Below are 20,859 nucleotides of genomic sequence, written 5' to 3'. Positions count from 1 at the left end.
ATGTCCACACCGACCTTGCCCGGCCCCGCTATGGCGACGCAGTCCCACATCACAGCTGCGGGGTTTCGATGCCCCTCCCCTCCCCCGGCTCGGTTATGAATCCCCGCACCGGGCCGTTGACTTCCGGTATTCATCTCTCGGTCTCGAGGACGCCGCTCCGGCCGTTCGATTTACCGGTATTACTATCGGGGTATGGTCCGCATTCCCCTCACCCCAGGCGAACTCGCTCGTGGTGCCAGGCTCGGTACTGCTCTGCGTAAATACAGAGGCAGTCGGACCATGACCGATGTTGCCGATGCTGCCGGCATCTCGGTCGAAACGCTCAGGAAGATCGAGACCGGACGAATACCGACTCCTGCGTTCTTCACCGTTGCATCATTGTGCGACGCACTCGACATCTCGTTGGACGCTGTAGCCGACTCCGCCTCGGACTCGACATCGAAACACACCGAGGCCGACGCCTCCTGACCACACCGAGGCCGACGCCTCCTGGCGACACCGTCGCCCACCGCTCCTCGTTCCGTCACATCGTTCCTGTGCCACGCTCGAGTGCGGGCCCCTGCTCTCTCGGGTACAGAAAAGGGCCCCAGTCGTTCGTGAGAACGAGTGGGGCCCTTTTCGGACGTATAGGGTCAGTGCCGCTCGGCACCGATGTGGTACTCGAAGACCAGTCCAGCGGCCGCTCCGATGACGCAGACGACACCCAACGCGATCAACCACGGCTGGAAGAAGGCGAATCCGAGGGCCGTGACGGACGCGGCGGCTGCGAGCACGATCGGCCAAAAGCTACCGGGGCTGAAGAAGCCCAGATCGCCGGCACCGTCGCTGACCTCTGCGTCGTCGAAGTCCTCGGGGCGGGTATCGAGACGTCGGGCGACGAACCGGAAGTAGGTACCGACAATCAGAGTCAGGCCTACCGACAGGAAGATCGCGGTGACGCCTGCCCACTCCACTCCGGTGCGACTCAATCCCGTGAACAACGCGTACACGATGCCGACCAGGAGGAAGAAGACGGTGAGGATCTCGAAGATCTTGGCTTCGATTTTCATATCAGCATGCTTCCTTGGTCAGTTGCCTTCGGCGACGGCGGCGGAACGAACGGTGCGATCGGTATCGAACGGAGATGTGCTCGTAGCGAGCGGACTCTCGCCGATGGCCTCGAGTGCTTGCGCATTGGTCAGCGCTTCGCCACCGTCGGACAGCGGCTTGCGGAGCTCGATGTACTGCTCGAACTTGTCCGGAGTTACCGCACGAACCTCGAAGTTCATCATCGAGTGGAAGGTGCCGCACATTTCGGTGCACCGACCGACGAAGGATCCTTCGCGCTCGATTTCGCTGATCTGGAAGACGTTGTCCGAGTGGTTCTCTTCGGGATTCGGGAGAACGTCACGTTTGAACAGGAACTCTGGAACCCAGAAACCGTGAATGACGTCCGAGGACGCGAGCACGAACTCGATGCGCTTACCGGTCGGCAGTACCAGCACCGGGATCTCTTCGCTCGAACCCACGGTTTCGATCTTGTTGTAGTGCAGGTACGACAGGTCCTGAGTGCTCGCTCCGTTGATCGGACCGGGAACGAACTCGCCGTCCTCGCTTCCCTCGGCACCCTCGCCGGGGGTCGCTGCAGCCTCGGCTGCCGCCTGCTCCTCTTCGTCGGTGCCCTCGTACTTGGCGGCACCGTCCTTGAGGTCGATGGTCCGGTATCCGAACTTCCAGTTCCACTGGTAGGCAGTGACGTCGACCTGTACGTCGGGATCGGCCTGCTTCTCGTCGACGTAGTTCTGCACCACGACGGTGAAGTAGAACAGGACGGCGATGATCACGAACGGAACTGCCGTGTAGAACAGCTCGAGCGGAACGTTGTACGCCGTCTGGCGGGGGAACTCCGGTGAGCTCTTCTTCTTACGATGGAAAAGCACCACCCAGAAGATCAACACCCACACGATGATGCCCATGACCAGGGCCGCGATGACCGACCACGTCCACAGGTCCCCGATACGTTGCCCCTGCGGGGTGACGCCCGAGGCGAAACCGAAATTGAGTACGTTGTCACTGCTGATGGAACAGCCCGACAGCATCAACGCGGCTACACCGAGAAATGCTGTCAGCCCCGCTCGCCGAAGGATCCGACTCTGCGCCACGTTCACGCCTTCCTGATTGCCCACCACTGAAGAGTAAGGGCTTCCACATGGAGATGCCCGAGTACTACGCAGCGTAGACCAAAGCCCGCCGGGGACCACCCTTGGGTCGTTACCCACGTTCGAGCGTGTCTGCGGCATACTCGGATCCTGACCTACCGTCCCGCTGACGACGCTCGCGGAGACCAGAACCCCCGTCGCCCCAGACTGGATTGTCCCCAACTGCGAGAAGAGGTAGCAGACGCTGTGTGTGGACTGCTCGGAGTACTGACGTCTCACGGAACGACCGCCGCCGGAGTCGAGCTCGTGAATTCGGCAACCCATTGCATGCGCCACCGGGGACCGGACGAGCCGGGTGGCACCTGGCACGACGACGACGTCGTCTACGGCTTCAATCGGCTCTCCTTCATCGACATCGAACATTCCCATCAGCCGATGCGCTGGGGTCCACCGGAGTCCCCGGACCGGTACGCGTTGGTCTTCAACGGCGAGATCTACAACTACCTCGAGCTGCGCGCCGAGCTCACGCGCGACCACGGCGCAGAATTCGTCACCGAGGGAGACAGCGAGTCGATCGTCGCGGCCTTCCACTATTGGGGCCCTGCCGCAGTACAGCGACTGCGGGGCATGTTCGCATTCGCTGTCTGGGACACCGAGACCCGCCAGATGTTCATCGCGCGTGATCCCTTCGGCATCAAGCCGCTGTTCCTGGCTACCGGCCCCGGAGGCACTGCCTTCGGCAGTGAGAAGAAGAGCGTGCTCGAGTTGATGGATCTGGTGGGGGTCGACGCCGATCTCGATCCGCGCGCCATCGAGCACTACACGGTGCTGCAGTACGTGCCCGAGCCCGAGACACTCCACGCAGGGATACGCAGGCTCGAATCCGGTTGCTACGCCACCCTCTCCCCCGGGGCTCCGCCGAAGGTCACTCGATACTTCACCCCGAAGTTTCCGGTCCAGCCCTTCGCACCCGGCAGCGAGAAAGCTCGCTACCAGGAAATCGCCGAAGCTCTGGAGGATTCGGTCGCCAAGCACATGCGAGCCGACGTCACCGTCGGCGCGTTCCTCTCCGGCGGCATCGATTCGACTGCCATCGCGGCTCTCGCGATCCGCCACAATCCCGATCTGATCACCTTCACCACCGGGTTCGAGCGCGAGGGCTACTCCGAAGTCGACGTGGCAGCGGAGTCGGCGGCCGCCATCGGGGCCCGCCACATCGTGAAGGTCGTCGGGCCGGAGGAGTTCGCGGCATCCATCCCCGAGATCGTCTGGTATTTGGACGATCCGGTAGCCGATCCAGCGCTCGTACCGCTGTACTTCGTCGCCAAGGAAGCGCGCAAGCACGTGAAAGTCGTGCTTTCCGGCGAGGGTGCGGACGAGTTGTTCGGGGGCTACACCATCTATCGCGAACCGCTGTCGCTGAAGCCGTTCGAGTCGCTGCCCGCGTTCCTACGCCGCGCAGCCGGTTCGTTGAGCGAAAGAATCCCGGAGGGCACTCGGGGCAAGAGCCTGCTCAATCGCGGGTCCATGACTCTCGAGGAGCGGTACTACGGCAACGCGCGCAGTTTCAACGACGCGCAGTTGCGATCGGTTTTGCGCGAGTTCCGGCCGGAGTGGACGCACCAGGACGTCACCGCACCGATCTATGCGCAGTCGCAGGGATGGGATCCGGTAGCCCGCATGCAGCACCTGGACCTCTTCACGTGGTTGCGCGGCGACATTCTGGTCAAGGCCGACAAGATCACCATGGCGAATTCGCTCGAGCTGCGAGTTCCGTTTTTGGACTCGGAGGTATACAAGGTTGCCGAGAAGCTGCCACTCGAGCAGAAGATCACCAAGGAGACCACCAAGTACGCCCTGCGCCAAGCGCTGGAGGGAATTGTTCCCGGTCATGTGCTCCATCGCGCCAAGCTGGGATTTCCGGTACCGCTTCGCCACTGGCTCCGCGGCCCCGAACTCTTCGACTGGGCGCACCAGCAGATCGCAGAATCACAAACAGATCACTTGCTGAACAAGCCCGCGATCGTAGCCATGCTCGACGATCACCGCGCCGGTAAGTCCGATCACAGCCGACGGCTGTGGACCCTGTTGATTTTCATGGTGTGGCACGGAATTTTCGTCGAGAAGCGCATCGTGCCGCAGATCGCCGAACCGGAGTACCCGGTCAACATCTGACCTTGTCTTCCCGCCGAGGCCTCGGCGGGAAGACCGATCTCAGGCCGGCAGAAGCGCGCCGATGTCCTCGGCTGCCTCGGTGCCGTACGCCGCACTCAGACGTTTGATCGCGTCGTCGCGGTTCAGGCTCCACTCCTGTGTGCCGGTGGTTTCCAGAATCAGCACGGCGACGAGCGAACCGAGTTGCGCCGCGCGCTCGATGCTTGCGCCCGCGAGGTGCGCGGTGAGGAAACCGGCCCGGAAGCCGTCGCCCACTCCGGTCGGGTCGACCTTGCTCGTCTCGGGCACGACACCGATGTGGGTGTGCTGCCCACCCTTGGCGACGATGTCGACGCCGCGCTTGCCCAGCGTGGTGACACGCAGATTCACCTTGTCTGCGATATCGGCGTCGGACATGCCGGTCTTCTGCTTGAGCAGCGCCCATTCGTACTCGTTGGTGAACAGATACGCGGCACCGTCGATCAACTCGATTGCCTGCTCGGCGTCGAGCCGGGCGAGCTGCTGGGACGGGTCGGCCGCGAATGGGATGCCTGCCGCGCGGCACTGAGCGGTGTGCGCCGTCATCGCATCCGGGTCGTTGGCACCGATCAGAACCAGGTCCAACTCGTGTTGGTCGGCCAGTGTGTCGATCGAAATGTCGCGGGCCTCGCTCATTGCCCCGGGGTAGAACGACGCGATCTGCGCCATGTCCTCGTCCGTTGTGCAGACGAAACGCGCGGTATGCGCGGTGGCGGAGACACTCACGCCGCTGCAGTCGACGCCGTGCTCTTCGAGCCAGGCGCGGTAATCGGAAAAGTCCGGTCCGACGGCACCCACGAGCAGCGGCGAGCCGCCGAGGACTCCGAGTGCGTACGCAATGTTTCCGCCGACTCCCCCCTTACGAATGACCAGGTCGTCGACCAAGAAGCTCAACGAGATGTTCGCGAGCTGGTCGGCGACGATCTGCTCGGCGAACCGTCCCGAGAATCGCATCAGATGGTCGGTGGCTATCGAGCCGGATACCGCGAGAGTCACGAAGAAGGGCCTTTCGATTCGGATTGCTGGAGGGCTGGGCTGATGAAGTGCTGTCGGCAGACACAACTGTGACCGATACACGCATGCGTGTATCGGTCACAGTCGAAGACGAGTCAGCTCAGTTGAACGAGTCGCCGCACGCGCACGATCCCGTGGCGTTCGGATTGTCGATCGTGAAACCCTGCTTCTCGATCGTGTCCACGAAGTCGATGGATGCACCCTCCACATAGGGGGCGCTCATCCGATCCACAGCGAGGGTGACGCCGTTGAAGTCGACCGCAAGGTCGCCATCGAGGCTTCGGTCGTCGAAGAAGAGCTGATAACGCAGTCCTGCGCAACCACCTGGCTGCACGGCGATGCGCAGCGCGAGGTCGTCGCGGCCTTCTTGGTCCAGCAACGCCTTCGCCTTGGACGACGCGGTCTCGGTCATGGTGACCTTGTGCGCCGTGGTTTCGGTCGTTGTGGTCTCAGTTGTGGTCTCACTCGAAACGGTCATGGGCTCTCCCTATCAGTCGTACAAAACCCGTGAACTACACAACCGTACTCCCGGTGGCGCTATTCCTCACGCTCGCCGCCTCGGATTCGCGGCAGAGTCCGCAACGTCGGTCGCGACGCGCGCGGCGAGCCGTTCGAGCTGATTCGCTGCATCGGACATCGCCACGTCGACCGATCCGGCGAACTCGCTGATCGAGTGCGCTGCCGAGATACCCGCCGACGCAAGTTCGTCCCCGGTCAACGTCACCTGGCCCGCGACCACGATGGTCTCGACGCCGGTCGCACCGCCGGCGGCAGCGATTCTGGTCACCAGCTTGCCGCGGAGAGATTGAGAATCGAACTTCCCTTCCCCGGTCAACACCAGGTCGACGGTGTCGAGCAGTTCCTGCTGACCGGTCCGCTCGGCCACCACGGCGGCCCCGGGCTGCTGTCTGGCGCCGAGAGCGAACAGGGCACCGCCGAGACCACCCGCGGCACCGGCACCCGTCCGATCCGCGACGTCGTGGCCCGCTGCAGACAGCACGGCAGCCCAGTCGGCGTTCAGCTCTTCCAATCGTTCGACCGTCTCGGCGTCGGCACCCTTCTGCGGGCCGAACACCCGAGCCGCGCCCGTTGCGCCCAAGAGCGGATTCTCCACATCCGACGCGGCGACGAGGTCGATTCCCGACAATCGGGCCACCGCGGATCCCAGGCCGCCCAGTGCGCGAACGAGCGCTCGACCGCCGTCGGTGCAACTGCTTCCGCCGAGCCCGACGAAGATCGTTGTTGCCCCACTGACCAGAGCCGCATCGAGAAGTTGGCCGACGCCGTAGCTGCTCGCTTTGAGAGCCGACAGTGGGCTCGGCGGACCGTCGAGCAGATGCAGCCCGCACGCTTGCGCCGATTCGATGTATGCAGAGGTGCCGTCGAGCAGCCACCGCGCCTGCACCGGGTTACCGAGGGGACCGTCGACGTCGGCGAACTGGACGGTGCCGATACGTGCGGCCAGTACCTCGACGAATCCCGGGCCGCCGTCCGATTGTGGTGCGAGTTCGAGTTCGTCTTGCTCTCGAACGGACGACCATCCCCTGGCGATGGCGTCGGCCGCGTCCGCCGCGGTCAGGGTGTCTCCGAAGGAATCCGGCGCAATCATCACTCGCATCGTGGAAAGTCTAGGGGCGCGGCACCAGGACGGCATCTGCTGATCCGCAAGCTGACCTGGCCGGTGTTCGATATCGAGACGCCATCCCATACTCTGGAAGCGTGAAGCTGCTACGCCGTGGAAACTCCGACAATTCGGACGAACAGAACTCGAACCGATCCGAGTCGACTGCGTCCGAGAGCGAGGCCGCGTCGCCGGTGTCTCTCGGCAAGGGCCGGCCGACTCCCAAGCGCCGGGACGCGGAGTCCCGACGACGCGGTCCGGTTGCGCCAGCTCCGCTGACGAGCAAAGAGGCGCGCGAGCGTCGCAAGGCGAACAAGGGCAGCAAAGAAGATCGCAAAGCCGCTTCGAACGAGCGCCGCGCAGCGGCCGCAGAACGTCGCGCACGCATGCTCGCCGGCGACGACAAGTACCTGCTCCCCCGAGACAAGGGCCCGGTGCGTGCGTACGTTCGCGACATCGTCGACGCGCGGCGCAATCTGGTGGGTCTGTTCATGCCGCTCGCCCTGATCCTCATCTTCGCGTTGTTCCTGCAGCCCGCGGTGCAGGCATACGTCACCCTCGGCATGTTCGTGATGATGCTGTTCATGGTGGGCGAGGGGATCTACCTCGGCAAGATGATCAACAACAAGATTCGAGCGCGCTTCCCCGAGACCCCTGACGGCGGTTTCAAGATCGGGTGGTACGCCTTCGTTCGCGCGTCCCAGATCCGGAAGATGCGTGCTCCCAAACCTCGAGTCAGCGCCGGCGCGGCTGTCTGACGTCGGTGGGTGAACCGACTCGAACCCTCGTGCTCGGTGGTGCCAGGTCAGGTAAGTCCGCACACGCGGAGTCTCGTGCCACCGCCGAGCCGGTCCGCTATATCGCCACCGGCAGACGCAACCCCACCGACGAGGATTGGCAGCGTCGCATAGCCGGTCATCGTGCGTCGAGACCGACCCACTGGATCACGGTGGAAACGGTCACCTCGTTGGCCACCGTCGTTTCGCAGCCGTGGGAGGGCACCACAATCGTGGACGATCTCGGCACCTGGCTGACCGGAATGCTCGACGATGCGCAGGCGTGGGAGCGCCCCCGCGGCACGATCGCACCGGCCGTCGACGACGTGGTCACCGCGGTTGCGCAGTGCAGCTCGGCCCTCGTACTCGTGAGCCCCGAGGTGGGCCTGTCCGTGGTGCCCGAATCCAGTTCCGGTCGCCTGTTCCGAGACGAGCTCGGCCTGCTCAACTCTCGACTCGCGGCGGTGTGTGACAGTGTTCTGCTCGTCGTCGCGGGGCTCGCTCTGACCCTCAAGGAACCACCGGCTGACCTCATCACCGCGAAAGGCACAGTGTGACAACTCCTTCGGAAGTGAATTCGGCGTCGTCACCGTTTCGCCCGGTAGCCGCACCGTCCGACTCGGCTCGGTCGGCCGCCGCAGACCGGCAACGCGAACTGACCAAGCCCGCCGGAAGCCTCGGCCGGCTCGAGGAACTCGGGGAATGGATAGCGTCCTGCCAGGACAGCTGTCCGCCGCGGTCTCTCGGGCGGGTTCGCGTCGTCGTTTTCGCCGGCGATCACGGTGTTGCGGCGCACGGTGTCTCCGCCTATCCCGCCGAGGTGACGGCTCAGATGGTCGAGAACATCCGCGGTGGCGGTGCGGCAGTCAACGTGCTGTCGGCAATCGCCGGTGCGACCGTACGGGTGGTCGACATCGCAGTCGACGCCGAGACCGATCCATCGGTGTCCGCGTTCAAGATTCGACGGTCCAGCGGGTCGATCGACCGTGAGGATGCGCTGAGTGAGGACGAGGTGCGAGCCGCCGTCGCCGCGGGGGCCGCACTTGCTGACGAGGAAGTCGACGGCGGTGCCGATCTGCTCATCGCGGGCGACATGGGTATCGGAAATACAACTCCCGCAACGGTATTGATCGCCACCCTCACCGATACCGAACCGGTCGCCGCGGTCGGTCGCGGTACCGGGATCGACGACGCCGGATGGATCAGAAAGACCGCAGCTGTCCGAGATGCAATGCGCCGAGCGCGTCCGGTGGCCAAGAATCCCATGGATCTGCTCCGGGTAGCGGGCGGTGCGGACATCGCGGCACTGGCAGGCTTTCTCGCCCAGGCCGCCCATCGACGGACGCCGGTGATCCTCGACGGTCTCGTGGTGACCGCGGCCGCGTTGGTGGCCGAGGACGGCGCGGCCGGGGCACGGGATTGGTGGGTTGCCGGGCATCGCTCGGCCGAGCCTGCCCACTCACTTGCGTTGCGCCATTTGCGTCTCGAACCGATCGTGGAGCTGAACATGCGGCTCGGCGAGGGCTCGGGTGCACTCGCGGCACTCCCCCTGGTTCAGGCGGGTGTCGGGACTTTGAATTCGATGGCGACCTTTGCCGATTCCGGGGTCAGCACCGGCGAGAGCGAAGCCCACAGCAGCCTCGAAGACCACAGCCACATCGAAGACCACTGACGATGCGCGGGCGAGCCGATGGACTGCTGCTCGCGTTCTCCTGGCTGACGGTGCTGCCGGTACGAGGCCCGGCAGATGTCGATCGCGCCTCGGCCGGGCGAGCGATTGCCCACGCGCCACTCGTCGGACTGGTTCTCGGCGGCGTGGCGTCGGCACTTCTGTGGGTGACGGTCGCCGCTGGGCTGTCCCCGATTCTCGGGGGACTGATCTGCGTCGCCGCCGCGGCGCTGCTGACCAGAGGCATGCACCTCGACGGGTTGGCCGATACGGCCGACGGGCTCGGCTGCTACGGCCCTCCCGAGCGGGCGCGCGAAGTCATGAAGTCCGGCAGCGCAGGCCCGTTCGGAGTTGCCGCTGTGGCTCTGGTTCTGGCGATCCAGGCCGCAAGTGTGGGTCAGCTCGCCCAGCTGCACCTGTGGTGGGCGATCGTGTTCATCTCGGTGATCGGCCGCGTGTGGGTGGTCGTCGGCTGCCGCAGGGGCATCGATGCGGCGGCAGCGAACGGTTTCGGAGCACTCGTGGCAGGCACCCAATCGAAGGCTGCGGTGGCGCTGTGGGTGGGTGCGGCGGCAGCCATGTCGGTATTCGCGCGACCCGAGCGCCCGTGGCATGGTCCGCTGGTGGTCGTCGCTGTCCTCGTGCTCGCAGTCGTCGGCGCACGCCACTGTGTTCGACGCTTCGGCGGCCTCTCCGGCGATGTGCTCGGAGCAGGAATCGAGACCACCACCGCACTTGCTGCAATCGGATTGCTCGTCGGCAATTAGCGGAGCTTGGTCATCCAGCCGTGCGTGTCGGCGAAAGTGCCGCGCTGAATGCCGGTGAGAGTGTCCCGCAGTGCGAGCGTGATCTCCCCTGGCTCGCCGCCGGCGATCTCGAATGTTCCTTCGGTGGACTTGACGCTGCCCACCGGAGTGATAACGGCCGCTGTTCCGCACGCGAACACCTCGGTGATCTCACCCGAGGCGGCGCCCTTCCGCCACTCCTCGGTGGAGATTCGGCGTTCCTCGACCGCGATACCTGCGTCCGTCGCCAGTGCCAGCAGTGAGTCTCGGGTGATTCCGGGAAGGAGCGATCCGGACAACGAAGGCGTCACCAGTCGTGCATCGGAGCCCGAGCCCAGGACGAAGAACAGGTTCATGCCGCCCATCTCCTCGACGTAGCGGCGCTCGATGGCGTCGAGCCACACCACCTGGTCGCACCCTTCGTCACTGGCCTGCGCCTGCGCGAGGAGGGACGCGGCGTAGTTGCCGGCGAATTTGGCGTCCCCGGTGCCGCCCGGTGCTGCTCGGACGTACTCGGTCGACAGCCAGACGCTCACCGGCTTGACTCCCCTGGGGAAGTACGCGCCTGCGGGCGAGGCGATCAGCATGTAGCGGTAGGAGTCGGCGGGGCGCACGCCGAGGCCGGCTTCGGTGGAGAACATGTAGGGCCGGACGTACAACGCGTCTTCGCCGCCTGCCGCGGGCACCCAGTCGTGGTCGAGTTCGAGCAGCTTTTCGATCGATCCGATGAAGAGCTCGTCCGGCAGTTCCGGCATGGCGAGCCGTCGAGCAGAATTCCGGAAGCGCTCGGCATTGGACTGCACCCGGAAAGTCGAGAGCTCACCGCCCGGCTGACGGTAGATCTTGAGGCCCTCGAAAATGGCCTGTCCGTAGTGCAGCACCATCGCGGCCGGGTCGAGTTCGATGGGGCCGTACGGCGCGATCGTCGCATCGTGCCAGCCACCGCCGCGGGTGTAGTCGATGTACACCATGTGGTCGGTGAAGTGTTTTCCGAATCCGGGTGCGGCGAGCACCGCGTCGCGCTCCACCGGTGTAGCGGGCGAGGGATGCTGCACGTACCTGAACTCGGAAACACCTGTCATGCCCGAGATCCTATCGTGGCGGTTACACGCGCTCGCGCAGTCACCTGGTCTTCGCAGCGACGAACGGCGGCGCGACCACTTCGCAACGCAAAGCTCGACCACGAACGTCCACCTCGACCTCCGACCCGACCGCCGGAGCCGCCTCGGAATCGAGCAGGGCGAGAGCAATACCCACCTTGAGGGACGGCGAAAAAGTGCCGGACGTCGTCGTTCCGATGTCCTGCCCCGATACCCGCACGACGAGGCCCGGTCGGAGAACGCCGCGGTCGAGAGCCTTCAATCCGCGCAGTATTCGCGTCGGTCCGCTCGCCTTCTCCTCGGTCAGTGCCGCTTTGCCCCAGAATGCATCCTTCTTCCAGCCGATCGCCCAGCCGCAGCGGGCCTGCAGTGGCGAAATGTCCAGCGCCAGTTCGTGTCCGTGCAACGGGTATCCCATCTCGGTACGCAGAGTGTCGCGAGCTCCCAGTCCGCACACCTGCCCGCCGCGAGACCGTACTGCAGCCATGAGCGCCCGGAACAGCGGTTCGACGTCTCCCGCCGGAGGGAGAAGTTCGTATCCGTGCTCGCCGGTGTACCCGGTTCGGCACACGCGCACCGCCACCGAGTTCCACGTTGCGTCCTCGAACGCCATGTAATCCATGTCGGTCGGCAGACCCAATTCCTGCAGTACCTCGGTCGATTTCGGTCCCTGCACCGCCAACACCCCGAACTCTCGATGCTGGTTCACCACCGAGACACCGTCGGGGGCCTGAGCGGCCATCGCCGCGACGACCGCAGCCGTGTTGGCTGCATTCGGTACCAAGAAGACGTCGTCGTCGGAGACGTAGTACGCGATCAGGTCGTCGACGACGCCACCGGATTCGGTGCAGCACAGGGTGTACTGCGCTTTGCCCGGTTCGATTCGATTGAGGTCGTTGGTCAGTACCGAGTTCACGAACGCGGCAGCGCCGGGTCCGGTGACCGACGCTTTGCCCAGATGGCCGACGTCGAACAGGCCGACGCTCTCCCGCACCGCGGCGTGCTCCACGACCACACCGGCGTACGACACCGGCATGGTCCAGCCGCCGAAAGGCGCGAATGTCGCACCCAATTCGGTGTGTACGGCGTGCAGTGGTCCCTCGATCAGCTCGGTGTCGGTCATGGCGGTCACGCTAGCTCACTCGGCCACTCGGACGGGCCCGGTGACCGACAGCGTCCCTCGATCGTCGACGCGATCGATCGTCACTAGGATCGAGGTACGTACACGTCAACCCCTACAGGAGCAGCCACGTGCCTACCCCCTCGACGCTATCCCGCACTCTCGGACCCGATCTGGTTCTCGCGGGCAAGCTCGGCAAGAAAGTCGACGTTCTCGTCGTCGCTCTCAGTACCAGTGACGACGGTCTCGAGCTCGCCATCACCGACGACATTTCCGACGATTCCATCGCCGACGCGTTGCTGGACGCCTTCGAAGCCGTCGGTGCCACCGGCAAGGCCGACGAGCTCGTTCGTATCCCGGCTCCGGTAGGCCTGGCCGTATCGAGTGTCCTGGCGGTCGGTCTCGGTAGCGCGGCCGACATCGACAGCGAGCGCATCCGACAGTCGGCCGGTACCGCGGCTCGCTCGCTGAAGGGGGTCGACACGGTAGCGACCACATTGTCCGCACTCGATCTCGGTGCGGCGGCGGAGGGATTCTTTCTCGGCGCGTATCAGTTCACCGAATTCAAGTCCGCGCTCTCGGCACCCAAGTCCGACGCTCTCCCCCTCGCCCATGTCGAGCTACTGGTCCCCGACACCCGCTCCAAGGATGCGAAGAACGAGCTGGCGCGATCGATCGCCATCGCGGAATCGGTCGCTGTGGCCCGCGATTTCGTGAACACCCCGCCGAGCCACCTGTACCCGGAGGAGTTCGCAGCTCAGGCCAAGGCAGTGGGCACCGCGGCAGGCTTGAAAGTCGAGATCCTCGACGACAAAGCGTTGGAGAAGGACGGCTACGGCGGCATCCATGGAGTCGGTAAGGGATCGTCGCGGTTGCCGCGGCTGGTTCGCCTGACACATGCGGGCGGCAAACGCGGAGCGAAGAAGGTCGCACTGGTGGGCAAGGGAATCACCTTCGACACCGGCGGTATCTCCATCAAACCCGCTGCGGGAATGGAGAACATGACCTCGGACATGGGCGGTGCCGCGGCGGTCATCGCCACGGTCGTGCTGGCCGCCAAGGTCGGTCTGCCACTCGACGTGATCGCGACGGTGCCCATGGCGGAGAACATGCCGTCGGGCACCGCGCAACGTCCCGGCGATGTGCTGACGCAGTACGGCGGCATCACCGTCGAAGTCATCAACACCGATGCAGAAGGCCGCTTGGTGCTGGCCGATGCGATCGTGCGTGCCTGCGAGGACGATCCGGATTACCTCATCGACACCGCGACGCTCACCGGGGCTCAGGTCGTCGCTCTGGGTAACAGAACCCCGGGCGTGATGGGAACCGACGACTTCCGTGACCGGGTAGCCGCGATCTCCCGAGCCATCGGTGAGAACGGCTGGGCGATGCCGCTACCGAAGGAGATTCGACGCGAACTCGACTCCAAGGTGGCAGATCTGGCGAACGTCACCAACGGACGAGCAGGCGGAATGTTGGCGGCAGCGCTCTTCCTGAAGGAATTCGTTGCCGATGGCGTCGAATGGGCTCACATCGATGTCGCGGGCCCGGCATACAACACCAGCGGACCGTTCGGATATACCGGCAAGGGCGGCACCGGAGTTCCCGTGCGGACGATGTTCGCGGTTCTCGAGGACATCGTCGAGAACGGCTGATTCATCCCGTGCGTGCGGAACGTCTTCCGCACGCACGGGCTCACCGGTCGCGCTGCTGCTGTTCACGCTTTCTGACGATCTTCTGCCGGGCGTCGTGATCGCGCATTCGTTGCGGATAGCCGGTCTTGCGAACGTCGTACACCGGGATCTTCAGGTCGGATCCGATCTTTCGTACATATTTTTCATCGAGCGGCCGACGGGTCCATTCGCCGTCGTTCGCAACGAGCACCACGGTCAGCGGGGTGACCGTCGTCTTCGGTTCGACGTAGGCCTCGACACCGATTCGTTCGGCGGTCCAATCGGCCAGGTACTGGGCGACCGAACCCTCCGGACCACGTTTGGCAGGCCCGCCGCGTCGCGTGAGTCGATCGAACAATCCCACGAAAACATCCTTTTCGTTCGTCGTGTGCGGCACCGGTTCCGATGCCGGAATGTTGTTACCCGCCAGTTTGCCAGGCGTGTTGTGCGCCCTAGGGGAACGGGGACGCGATATCAATGGAAGGATGAGAGTAGAGGGTTCAACTCTCTTGATAATGAACCAAGGCTCGTGAAGTGAGTAAGTGAATTGCCGAGAGGGAGTGACGACGTGGGCGCTGTGTCGAGCCGAACATGCTCGGTCGGTGTCCGGTGCACCGGTGGCTCCGTCGAACCGAATCATGCAACTCTCGTCCATGAACCCTGTTCCGCCAGCACAATGGTCTGCGACCACAAGTCGTAAGAACTAATCACCCGCATACAACTGTCGAGGAGTCAACAGACATGGCCTTCTCCGTCCAGATGCCAGCTCTTGGTGAGAGCGTCACCGAGGGAACTGTCACGAGGTGGCTCAAACAAGAAGGCGACACCGTCGAAGTCGACGAGCCATTGCTCGAAGTCTCCACGGACAAGGTCGATACCGAGATCCCGTCGCCTGCTGCCGGTGTTCTCATCAAGATCGTCGCTCAGGAAGACGACACCGTCGACATCGGTGGCGAGCTCGCGCAGATCGGTGACGCAGACGAGTCGTCCTCGTCCGACGCACCGGCCGAGGACGCCGCGCCCGCCGAAGAGTCGGCACCCGAGGACTCGGCACCCGAGGACTCGGCACCCGAGGACGCTGCCGAGGAGCCCACTCCCGCAGCCGAGCCCGAGCCGCAGGCCGAGGAGGAGGCACCCGCGTCGAGTGCATCGTCCGACTCGTCCGGATCCGGCACTTCTGTGACGATGCCCGAGTTGGGCGAGTCCGTCACCGAAGGCACCGTAACTCGGTGGCTAAAGGCAGTCGGTGACGAGGTCGCCGTCGACGAGCCGCTGCTCGAGGTGTCCACCGACAAGGTCGATACCGAGATCCCGTCTCCGGTCGCCGGAACATTGCTCGAGATCTCCGCGGAAGAAGACGACACAGTGGCCGTCGGTGGCCAGCTCGCTGTCATCGGATCCGGATCGCCGGCCGAGAAGGCACCCGAGCCCACTCCGGAGCCCGAGGCACCGAAGGCGGAAGAGCCGAAGAAGGAAGAGCCCAAGCAGGAGGCTCCCAAGGAAGAGCCGAAGCAGGAGGCCCCGAAGCAGGAGGCACCGAAGGCCGAGGCGAAGCCCGAGCCCAAGCAGGAGGCCCCCAAGGCCGCTCCGGCCAAGGAATCTGCACCGTCGGGTGATTCCAGCCCGTACGTCACACCGCTGGTGCGCAAGCTGGCGACCGACAACGATGTAGACCTGTCGACGGTCAAGGGCACCGGTGTCGGTGGACGCATCCGCAAGCAGGACGTGCTCGCTGCAGCCGAGGCCAAGAAGGCTCCGGCCACCCCGGCCGCCGACGCGGCACCGGCTGCAGCGTCGAAGCCTGCCGCCCCGGCCACCGCAGGCGTGCGCCCGGAGCTGGCGCATCTTCGCGGAACCACGCAGAAGATCAACCGGATTCGCCAGATCACCGCGAAGAAGACGCGTGAGTCGCTGCAGACATCTGCTCAGCTGACGCAGACCTTCGAGGTCGACGTGACGAAGATTGCCGGTCTGCGCACCAAGGCCAAGGCGAAGTTCGCCGAGAACGAGGGCGTCAACCTGACGTACCTGCCGTTCTTCGCGAAGGCGGTGGTGGAGGCCCTCAAGGCACACCCGAATGTCAACGCGAGCATCAACGAAGACGCCAAGGAGATCACGTACCACGCCGATGTCCACCTCGGTATCGCCGTGGACACCGAGCAGGGGCTGCTCTCCCCCGTCATCCACAATGCGGGCGACCTGTCACTGGCCGGTTTGGCGCGGGCGATCAACGACATCGCAACTCGGGCCCGCTCGGGTGGACTGAAGCCGGACGAATTGTCCGGCGGCACGTTCACGATCACCAACATCGGTAGCCAGGGCGCGTTGTTCGACACGCCGATCCTGGTTCCGCCGCAGGCGGCCATGTTGGGCACGGGCGCGATCGTCAAGCGTCCGGTCGTCGTCAAGGACGACACGGGCAACGAGTCGATCGGTGTTCGCTCGATGTGCTACCTGCCGCTCACCTACGACCACCGGTTGGTGGACGGGGCCGATGCAGGACGCTTCCTGACGACGATCAAGCAGCGTCTCGAAGTAGCGTCCTTCGAGGCCGATCTCGGCCTGTAGGCAACCGGCGAATCGCGCCTCTCACGTATTCTCGTGAGAGCGTGAAACATTCGCATCGTCGGTCTCGAACACAGGGGCACGAACCGTGCAGATCGGGGCATCATTCGTTCGCGAATGATGCCCCGATCTGCGTCAAGGAGGCTTTCGTTCACATGCGCGTAGTCATTGCAGGTTCATCGGGTTTGATCGGCACAGCCCTGGTCGCAGCACTGCGGGGTCGAAGCCACGACGTCACCCGGCTCGTACGGCGGTCACCGGCAGGGCCGGACGAGTCGCAGTGGGATCCGGCGCGCGGGAGCATCGACGCGGCAACGCTCGACGGTGCCGACGCGGTCGTCAACCTCTGCGGCGTCGGGATCGGCGACAAGAGATGGTCCGGCGCGTACAAGCAGTTGATCCGGGACAGTCGCATCGCCCCGACCGAGGTACTCGCCGGAGCTGCCGCTGACGCCGGCGTACCCACTCTGATCAATGCCAGCGGCGTCAACTTCTACGGCGATACCGGAGATCGGGTGGTCGACGAGACCGCGCCGGTCGGTGAGGGATTCCTGGCCGAGGTCTGCCGCGATTGGGAGCACGCCACGTCTGCGGCGTCGGTGGCGGGCGTCCGCACGATCATGCTGCGCAGCGGTGTGGTGCTCTCGCAACGCGGCGGCATGCTGGGCAAGCTTCGCCCGCTGTACTTGTTCGCACTCGGCGGCAGGCTCGGTAGCGGACGTCAGTACTTCCCGTGGATTTCCTTGGAAGACGAGATCGGTGCCATCGTCCACGGCATCGAGAGCGATTCCTTGCGCGGACCGGTCAACATGGTGGGTCCGACCCCGGTGACGAATGCGCAGTTCAACAGTGCGATGTCGCGGGCGGTGCACCGCCCAGCGCCGTGGGTTGTCCCCGGCTTCGCCCTCAAGGCAGTGATCGGCGAGTTCGCCGAGGAAGCCATTCTCACCGGGCCGCGTGCCATTCCCAAGGCTCTGGAGGACGCGGGGTACACGTTCGAGCACAACACCGTGGGAGAGGCACTGCGAGTAGCTGTGGGCAGCTGACGCGGCGTACCGTTCCGAATTATGAGTGACGCGAACTCTTCGTCGGTCCGAGCATCGGCGCGCGCGAGCACCGACGCTGTCGAGGTGCGCGAATTGGGCACCGTCGAGTACACCGAGGCGTGGGCTCTGCAGCGCGACCTGGCCGGGGCCCGGGCCGACGGTATCGGCTCCGACACACTGCTGCTGCTCGAGCATCCGTCCGTCTACACGGCCGGACGACGCACTGCCGAAGAAGACATGCCACGGGACGGCACTCCCGTCGTCGAGGTCGATCGCGGGGGCAAGATCACCTGGCACGGCCCCGGACAGTTGGTCGGCTATCCCATCGTCAAGCTCGCACAGCCGATCGACGTCGTGAAGTACGTGCGGCGCATCGAGGAGGCGTTGATTTCGGTGGTGTCCGGATACGGCATCGTCTGCGGGCGCGTCGATGGTAGATCCGGCGTGTGGCTTGCCGGAGAGATGCGCGAGGGCGCATGGCTCCCCGAACGCAAGATTGCCGCTATCGGGGTGCGGGTTCAGCGTGGGGTGACGCTGCACGGTTTCTCCTTGAACTGCAATGCCGCCATGACCGGATTCGATGCCATCGTCCCCTGCGGCATCGCCGACGCCGGCGTGACTTCTCTGTCACTCGAGCTCGGCCGAGAGGTCACGATCGGTGACGTCACCCCGGCCGTCACCGCAGCGGTATTGGCAGCGCTGGACGGGTCGATGCAGGTCCAGGACCATGACATCGAGCATCGGACGAGCACCGACGCGTCGATCAACCCGCCGTTCACCACGGTTCGGTTCGGCGCGTAGCATCGTTTATGTGACTGTGGCCCCAGAAGGACGCAAGCTGCTCCGCCTCGAGATCCGAAACGCGGAGACCCCCATCGAACGCAAACCCAGCTGGATCAAGACGAAGGCAAAGATGGGCCCGGAATACACCGAGCTCAAGGGTCTTGTGAAGCGCGAAGGTCTGCACACGGTGTGCGAGGAAGCCGGCTGCCCCAACATCTACGAATGCTGGGAAGATCGCGAAGCGACCTTCCTGATCGGCGGAGAACAATGCACCCGCCGATGCGATTTTTGTCAGATCGACACCGGTAAGCCGGAGGATCTCGATCGTGACGAGCCGCGCAGAGTGGCCGAGAGCGTGCAGGCCATGGGTCTGCGCTACTCCACCATCACCGGAGTGGCCCGCGACGATCTGGAAGACGGCGGTGCGTGGCTGTACGCCGAGACGGTCCGCTTCATCAAGAAGCTGAACCCCAACACCGGCGTCGAGCTGCTGATCCCCGATTTCAACGCCAGGCCCGATCAGCTGGCCGAGGTCTTCTCCTCGCGCCCGGAGGTTCTCGCCCACAATGTGGAGACCGTGCCGCGCATTTTCAAGCGCATTCGTCCGGCTTTCCGTTACCAGCGGTCGATGGACGTCATCACCGCGGCGCGAGACGACGGTCTGGTCACCAAGTCCAACCTCATCCTCGGCATGGGCGAGACCCCCGAGGAAGTCCAGGAAGCCATTCGCGACCTGCACGAGGCCGGTTGCGACATCTTGACCATCACCCAGTACCTCCGCCCGTCGCCGCGCCACCATCCGGTCGAGCGGTGGGTCAAGCCGGAAGAGTTCGTCGAGCACTCCGACTACGCCACCGAGATCGGCTTCGCCGGCGTGCTGGCCGGTCCGTTGGTCCGCTCCTCCTACCGCGCCGGACGGCTGTACGCGCAGGCCATGGCCCATCACGGACGCGAGCTGCCCGAGAGCATGAGCCACCTGACCGACGGCGGCGAGGCCTCGCAGGAAGCCAGTTCGTTGATGGCACGACTGGCGGCTCGCTGAAGCCCGTTCCCAACGTGGAGCGGTGCGCGTGAGCGTCGGCACAGGACGTATCCTGTGAGTTATGGCGAACGGCAGTAAAGCTGGCAAAGCAGGCAAGCCCAGCAAGGAAGTAAAAGCGGCTGCGAAGGCGGCCCGGAGGAAGGCATCGAAGGAACGGCGCAGTCAGCTGTGGCAGGCGTTCCAGATGCAGCGCAAGGACGACAAGGCTCTCCTTCCGCTGATGATCGGGTCGGTGGTCGGGCTCGGTCTCGTAGGCTTCCTGATCGGGCTGGCCTTCGGCTTCCAGTGGTTCCTGCTCCCTATCGGCCTGTTGCTCGGTGTGCTGGTCGCGTTCATCATCTTCGGTCGCCGAGTGCAGAAGTCGGTATACAAGAAGGCCGACGGCCAGGCCGGTGCGGCTGCCTGGGCCCTGGACAACCTGCAGGGTTCGTGGCGGGTGACCAATGCGATCGCCGGCACCACCCATCTCGATGCTGTTCATCGTGTGATCGGTAAGCCCGGAGTCATCCTCGTTGCCGAAGGTGCACCGCAGCGCGTCAAAGCACTGCTGGCTCAAGAGAAGAAGAAAACTGCCCGCCTGGTGGGCGACACTCCGATCTACGACGTCATCGTCGGAAACGAAGAGAATCAGATCCCGCTCTCGGGGCTGCAGAAGTATCTGTCGAAGTTGCCCAAGAACATCGACGGCAAGCGTATGGACACCATCGAGTCACGCTTGGCTGCTCTGGGCACCAAGGGTGGCCCGGCGATGCCGAAGGGTCCGGTGCCCGGCGGTGCCAAGATGAAGGGCGTTCAGCGGACCATGAAACGCCGCTAGAGACCCCGGAACACCTGTCGACTGTTCGACAACAGCCCTGGTGCGCGACCCGTCAGCGGGTCCGCAGCAGGGCTGTTCCTGTTGCGCGATCATGCATTCCGCGGCCATCCATGTCGGTGATGACGGCCGGTACGACGAACAGCAGAATCAGTTGGCGTACCAGCGCTCGAACGAACCCGACCGGGGCAGGGGCGTCGATGCGGCCCACATGAATACCGACTATGAACTGCCCCGGGGTGAACGAGAACAGCGAAACGGACGCGAGTCCGACGACGAACCACACAGCGAGGACGATCGTCGAGATGAGTCCGCTCGTGGTGTAGCCGCCCAGAATCAGCGAGGCCACGCCGGTGGACATCGTCCAATCCAGCAGTAGGGCCAGGATTCTGCGCCCGGCACCTGCCAGTGCGCCGACGCCGTGTTGGGGTAGGCCTAGTTCTTCGCCGCGAAAGTTCTGTGGTTTCCGTGGGTTCGCAGCCGCCGGACCGGACAACCAGGACCCTGTCATTCGTGCCAT

At 64.6% G+C, this 20,859-nt stretch carries 21 protein-coding genes; 12 read left to right on the top strand and 9 right to left on the bottom strand.

Going from position 1 to position 20,859, the window contains the following annotated elements; translation table 11 throughout:
• Positions 1–192 precede the first annotated feature (192 nt).
• The gene (locus RHODMAR_RS14220) at positions 193–468 is read left to right on the top strand and encodes a helix-turn-helix domain-containing protein (protein ID WP_008715693.1); all 276 of its coding nucleotides are present in this window, start codon (positions 193–195) and stop codon (positions 466–468) included.
• A 164-nt stretch (positions 469–632) separates the two neighbouring features.
• Here the strand turns inward: RHODMAR_RS14220 and RHODMAR_RS14215 are convergent, their stop codons facing one another.
• Together RHODMAR_RS14215 and ctaC are read right to left on the bottom strand one after the other, a co-directional pair.
• Positions 633–1,049 (bottom strand): cytochrome c oxidase subunit 4, encoded by a 417-nt coding sequence (locus tag RHODMAR_RS14215; RefSeq protein WP_008715692.1) that lies wholly within the window; start codon positions 1,047–1,049, stop codon positions 633–635.
• Positions 1,050–1,067: 18 nt separating this feature from the next.
• A complete protein-coding gene (ctaC, locus tag RHODMAR_RS14210) occupies positions 1,068–2,147 on the bottom strand; it encodes an aa3-type cytochrome oxidase subunit II (RefSeq protein ID WP_042939250.1) in 1,080 nt (359 codons plus the stop codon).
• A 237-nt stretch (positions 2,148–2,384) separates the two neighbouring features.
• Between ctaC and asnB the strand changes: the two genes are divergently transcribed.
• Positions 2,385–4,313 carry an asparagine synthase (glutamine-hydrolyzing) gene (gene asnB, locus RHODMAR_RS14205; protein ID WP_008715688.1) on the top strand — a complete coding sequence of 643 codons (1,929 nt, stop codon included), beginning with the start codon at positions 2,385–2,387 and terminating at the stop codon, positions 4,311–4,313.
• 39 nt (positions 4,314–4,352) lie between these two features.
• Here asnB and RHODMAR_RS14200 read toward each other — a convergent pair whose 3' ends face one another.
• The 3 genes from RHODMAR_RS14200 to RHODMAR_RS14190 all read right to left on the bottom strand — a co-directional run bounded on the left by RHODMAR_RS14200 (position 4,353) and on the right by RHODMAR_RS14190 (position 6,963).
• Positions 4,353–5,327 carry a carbohydrate kinase family protein gene (locus tag RHODMAR_RS14200; RefSeq protein ID WP_008715686.1) on the bottom strand — a complete coding sequence of 325 codons (975 nt, stop codon included), beginning with the start codon at positions 5,325–5,327 and terminating at the stop codon, positions 4,353–4,355.
• Between the two features lie 118 nt (positions 5,328–5,445).
• On the bottom strand, positions 5,446–5,823 hold the full coding sequence (locus RHODMAR_RS14195; protein WP_008715685.1) for a HesB/IscA family protein: 378 nt from the start codon (positions 5,821–5,823) through the stop codon (positions 5,446–5,448).
• Positions 5,824–5,889: 66 nt separating this feature from the next.
• Positions 5,890–6,963 (bottom strand): glycerate kinase family protein, encoded by a 1,074-nt coding sequence (locus RHODMAR_RS14190; protein WP_042939232.1) that lies wholly within the window; start codon positions 6,961–6,963, stop codon positions 5,890–5,892.
• 101 nt (positions 6,964–7,064) lie between these two features.
• Here RHODMAR_RS14190 and RHODMAR_RS14185 point away from each other — a divergent pair, with 101 nt between their 5' ends.
• Genes RHODMAR_RS14185 through RHODMAR_RS14170 form a run of 4 tightly spaced genes read left to right on the top strand, consistent with a single transcriptional unit; the run spans position 7,065 to position 10,178 of the window.
• On the top strand, positions 7,065–7,724 hold the full coding sequence (locus RHODMAR_RS14185; protein WP_008715681.1) for a DUF3043 domain-containing protein: 660 nt from the start codon (positions 7,065–7,067) through the stop codon (positions 7,722–7,724).
• Positions 7,725–7,729: 5 nt separating this feature from the next.
• On the top strand, positions 7,730–8,299 hold the full coding sequence (cobU, locus tag RHODMAR_RS14180) for a bifunctional adenosylcobinamide kinase/adenosylcobinamide-phosphate guanylyltransferase (RefSeq protein WP_008715679.1): 570 nt from the start codon (positions 7,730–7,732) through the stop codon (positions 8,297–8,299).
• Positions 8,296–9,414 carry a nicotinate-nucleotide--dimethylbenzimidazole phosphoribosyltransferase gene (cobT, locus tag RHODMAR_RS14175; RefSeq protein WP_008715678.1) on the top strand — a complete coding sequence of 373 codons (1,119 nt, stop codon included), beginning with the start codon at positions 8,296–8,298 and terminating at the stop codon, positions 9,412–9,414. The genes cobU and cobT overlap by 4 nt, the downstream gene beginning before the upstream one ends.
• Before the next feature lie 2 nt (positions 9,415–9,416).
• Positions 9,417–10,178 (top strand): adenosylcobinamide-GDP ribazoletransferase, encoded by a 762-nt coding sequence (locus RHODMAR_RS14170; RefSeq protein WP_008715676.1) that lies wholly within the window; start codon positions 9,417–9,419, stop codon positions 10,176–10,178.
• Here the strand turns inward: RHODMAR_RS14170 and RHODMAR_RS14165 are convergent.
• Both RHODMAR_RS14165 and gcvT read right to left on the bottom strand, forming a co-directional pair.
• On the bottom strand, positions 10,175–11,278 hold the full coding sequence (locus RHODMAR_RS14165) for a branched-chain amino acid aminotransferase (protein WP_008715674.1): 1,104 nt from the start codon (positions 11,276–11,278) through the stop codon (positions 10,175–10,177). The two genes, RHODMAR_RS14170 and RHODMAR_RS14165, sit on opposite strands and share 4 nt — an antisense overlap.
• Positions 11,279–11,318: 40 nt before the next feature.
• A complete protein-coding gene (gene gcvT / locus RHODMAR_RS14160; RefSeq protein WP_042939247.1) occupies positions 11,319–12,419 on the bottom strand; it encodes a glycine cleavage system aminomethyltransferase GcvT in 1,101 nt (366 codons plus the stop codon).
• Between the two features lie 128 nt (positions 12,420–12,547).
• On the opposite strand from gcvT, the gene RHODMAR_RS14155 reads away from it, so the two are divergent.
• Positions 12,548–14,071: a leucyl aminopeptidase gene (locus tag RHODMAR_RS14155; RefSeq protein ID WP_008715671.1), complete on the top strand. Its 1,524-nt coding sequence runs from the start codon at positions 12,548–12,550 to the stop codon at positions 14,069–14,071.
• A gap of 40 nt (positions 14,072–14,111) precedes the next feature.
• Here RHODMAR_RS14155 and RHODMAR_RS14150 read toward each other — a convergent pair whose 3' ends face one another.
• The gene (locus tag RHODMAR_RS14150; RefSeq protein WP_042939246.1) at positions 14,112–14,453 is read right to left on the bottom strand and encodes a hypothetical protein; all 342 of its coding nucleotides are present in this window, start codon (positions 14,451–14,453) and stop codon (positions 14,112–14,114) included.
• Positions 14,454–14,830: 377 nt separating this feature from the next.
• On the opposite strand from RHODMAR_RS14150, the gene sucB reads away from it, so the two are divergent.
• The 5 genes from sucB to RHODMAR_RS14125 all read left to right on the top strand — a co-directional run bounded on the left by sucB (position 14,831) and on the right by RHODMAR_RS14125 (position 20,342).
• The gene (gene sucB / locus RHODMAR_RS14145; RefSeq protein WP_008715667.1) at positions 14,831–16,657 is read left to right on the top strand and encodes a 2-oxoglutarate dehydrogenase, E2 component, dihydrolipoamide succinyltransferase; all 1,827 of its coding nucleotides are present in this window, start codon (positions 14,831–14,833) and stop codon (positions 16,655–16,657) included.
• A gap of 152 nt (positions 16,658–16,809) precedes the next feature.
• A complete protein-coding gene (locus RHODMAR_RS14140) occupies positions 16,810–17,700 on the top strand; it encodes a TIGR01777 family oxidoreductase (RefSeq protein WP_008715665.1) in 891 nt (296 codons plus the stop codon).
• Between the two features lie 21 nt (positions 17,701–17,721).
• Positions 17,722–18,501, top strand: coding sequence for a lipoyl(octanoyl) transferase LipB (lipB, locus tag RHODMAR_RS14135; protein WP_008715663.1), 780 nt, complete (start codon positions 17,722–17,724; stop codon positions 18,499–18,501).
• Positions 18,502–18,511: 10 nt separating this feature from the next.
• Entirely contained in the window at positions 18,512–19,525 is a 1,014-nt protein-coding gene (lipA, locus tag RHODMAR_RS14130) for a lipoyl synthase (protein WP_008715662.1), read from the top strand.
• 61 nt (positions 19,526–19,586) lie between these two features.
• Complete coding sequence (locus RHODMAR_RS14125) at positions 19,587–20,342, top strand: DUF4191 domain-containing protein (protein WP_008715660.1); 756 nt, start codon at positions 19,587–19,589, stop codon at positions 20,340–20,342.
• A gap of 52 nt (positions 20,343–20,394) precedes the next feature.
• Here the strand turns inward: RHODMAR_RS14125 and RHODMAR_RS14120 are convergent, their stop codons facing one another.
• A complete protein-coding gene (locus tag RHODMAR_RS14120) occupies positions 20,395–20,859 on the bottom strand; it encodes an RDD family protein (protein ID WP_042939230.1) in 465 nt (154 codons plus the stop codon).

Source organism: Rhodococcus sp. AW25M09 (assembly GCF_000333955.1).
Classification (GTDB): Bacteria; Actinomycetota; Actinomycetes; order Mycobacteriales; family Mycobacteriaceae; genus Rhodococcoides.
This window is presented reverse-complemented; position numbering and strand designations above follow the sequence as displayed.

Bases quoted from the DNA above. Each gene is read 5' to 3' on its own strand.
- RHODMAR_RS14220 (WP_008715693.1), top strand. From the start codon at position 193: ATGGTCCGCATTCCCCTCACCCCAGGCGAACTCGCTCGTGGTGCCAGG.
- RHODMAR_RS14215 (WP_008715692.1), bottom strand. From the start codon at position 1,049: ATGAAAATCGAAGCCAAGATCTTCGAGATCCTCACCGTCTTCTTCCTC.
- RHODMAR_RS14195 (WP_008715685.1), bottom strand. From the start codon at position 5,823: ATGACCGTTTCGAGTGAGACCACAACTGAGACCACAACGACCGAAACC.
- RHODMAR_RS14190 (WP_042939232.1), bottom strand. From the start codon at position 6,963: ATGCGAGTGATGATTGCGCCGGATTCCTTCGGAGACACCCTGACCGCG.
- RHODMAR_RS14170 (WP_008715676.1), top strand. From the start codon at position 9,417: ATGCGCGGGCGAGCCGATGGACTGCTGCTCGCGTTCTCCTGGCTGACG.
- RHODMAR_RS14165 (WP_008715674.1), bottom strand. From the start codon at position 11,278: ATGACAGGTGTTTCCGAGTTCAGGTACGTGCAGCATCCCTCGCCCGCT.
- gcvT (WP_042939247.1), bottom strand. From the start codon at position 12,419: ATGACCGACACCGAGCTGATCGAGGGACCACTGCACGCCGTACACACC.
- sucB (WP_008715667.1), top strand. From the start codon at position 14,831: ATGGCCTTCTCCGTCCAGATGCCAGCTCTTGGTGAGAGCGTCACCGAG.
- RHODMAR_RS14140 (WP_008715665.1), top strand. From the start codon at position 16,810: ATGCGCGTAGTCATTGCAGGTTCATCGGGTTTGATCGGCACAGCCCTG.
- lipB (WP_008715663.1), top strand. From the start codon at position 17,722: ATGAGTGACGCGAACTCTTCGTCGGTCCGAGCATCGGCGCGCGCGAGC.
- RHODMAR_RS14125 (WP_008715660.1), top strand. From the start codon at position 19,587: ATGGCGAACGGCAGTAAAGCTGGCAAAGCAGGCAAGCCCAGCAAGGAA.
- RHODMAR_RS14120 (WP_042939230.1), bottom strand. From the start codon at position 20,859: ATGGCACGAATGACAGGGTCCTGGTTGTCCGGTCCGGCGGCTGCGAAC.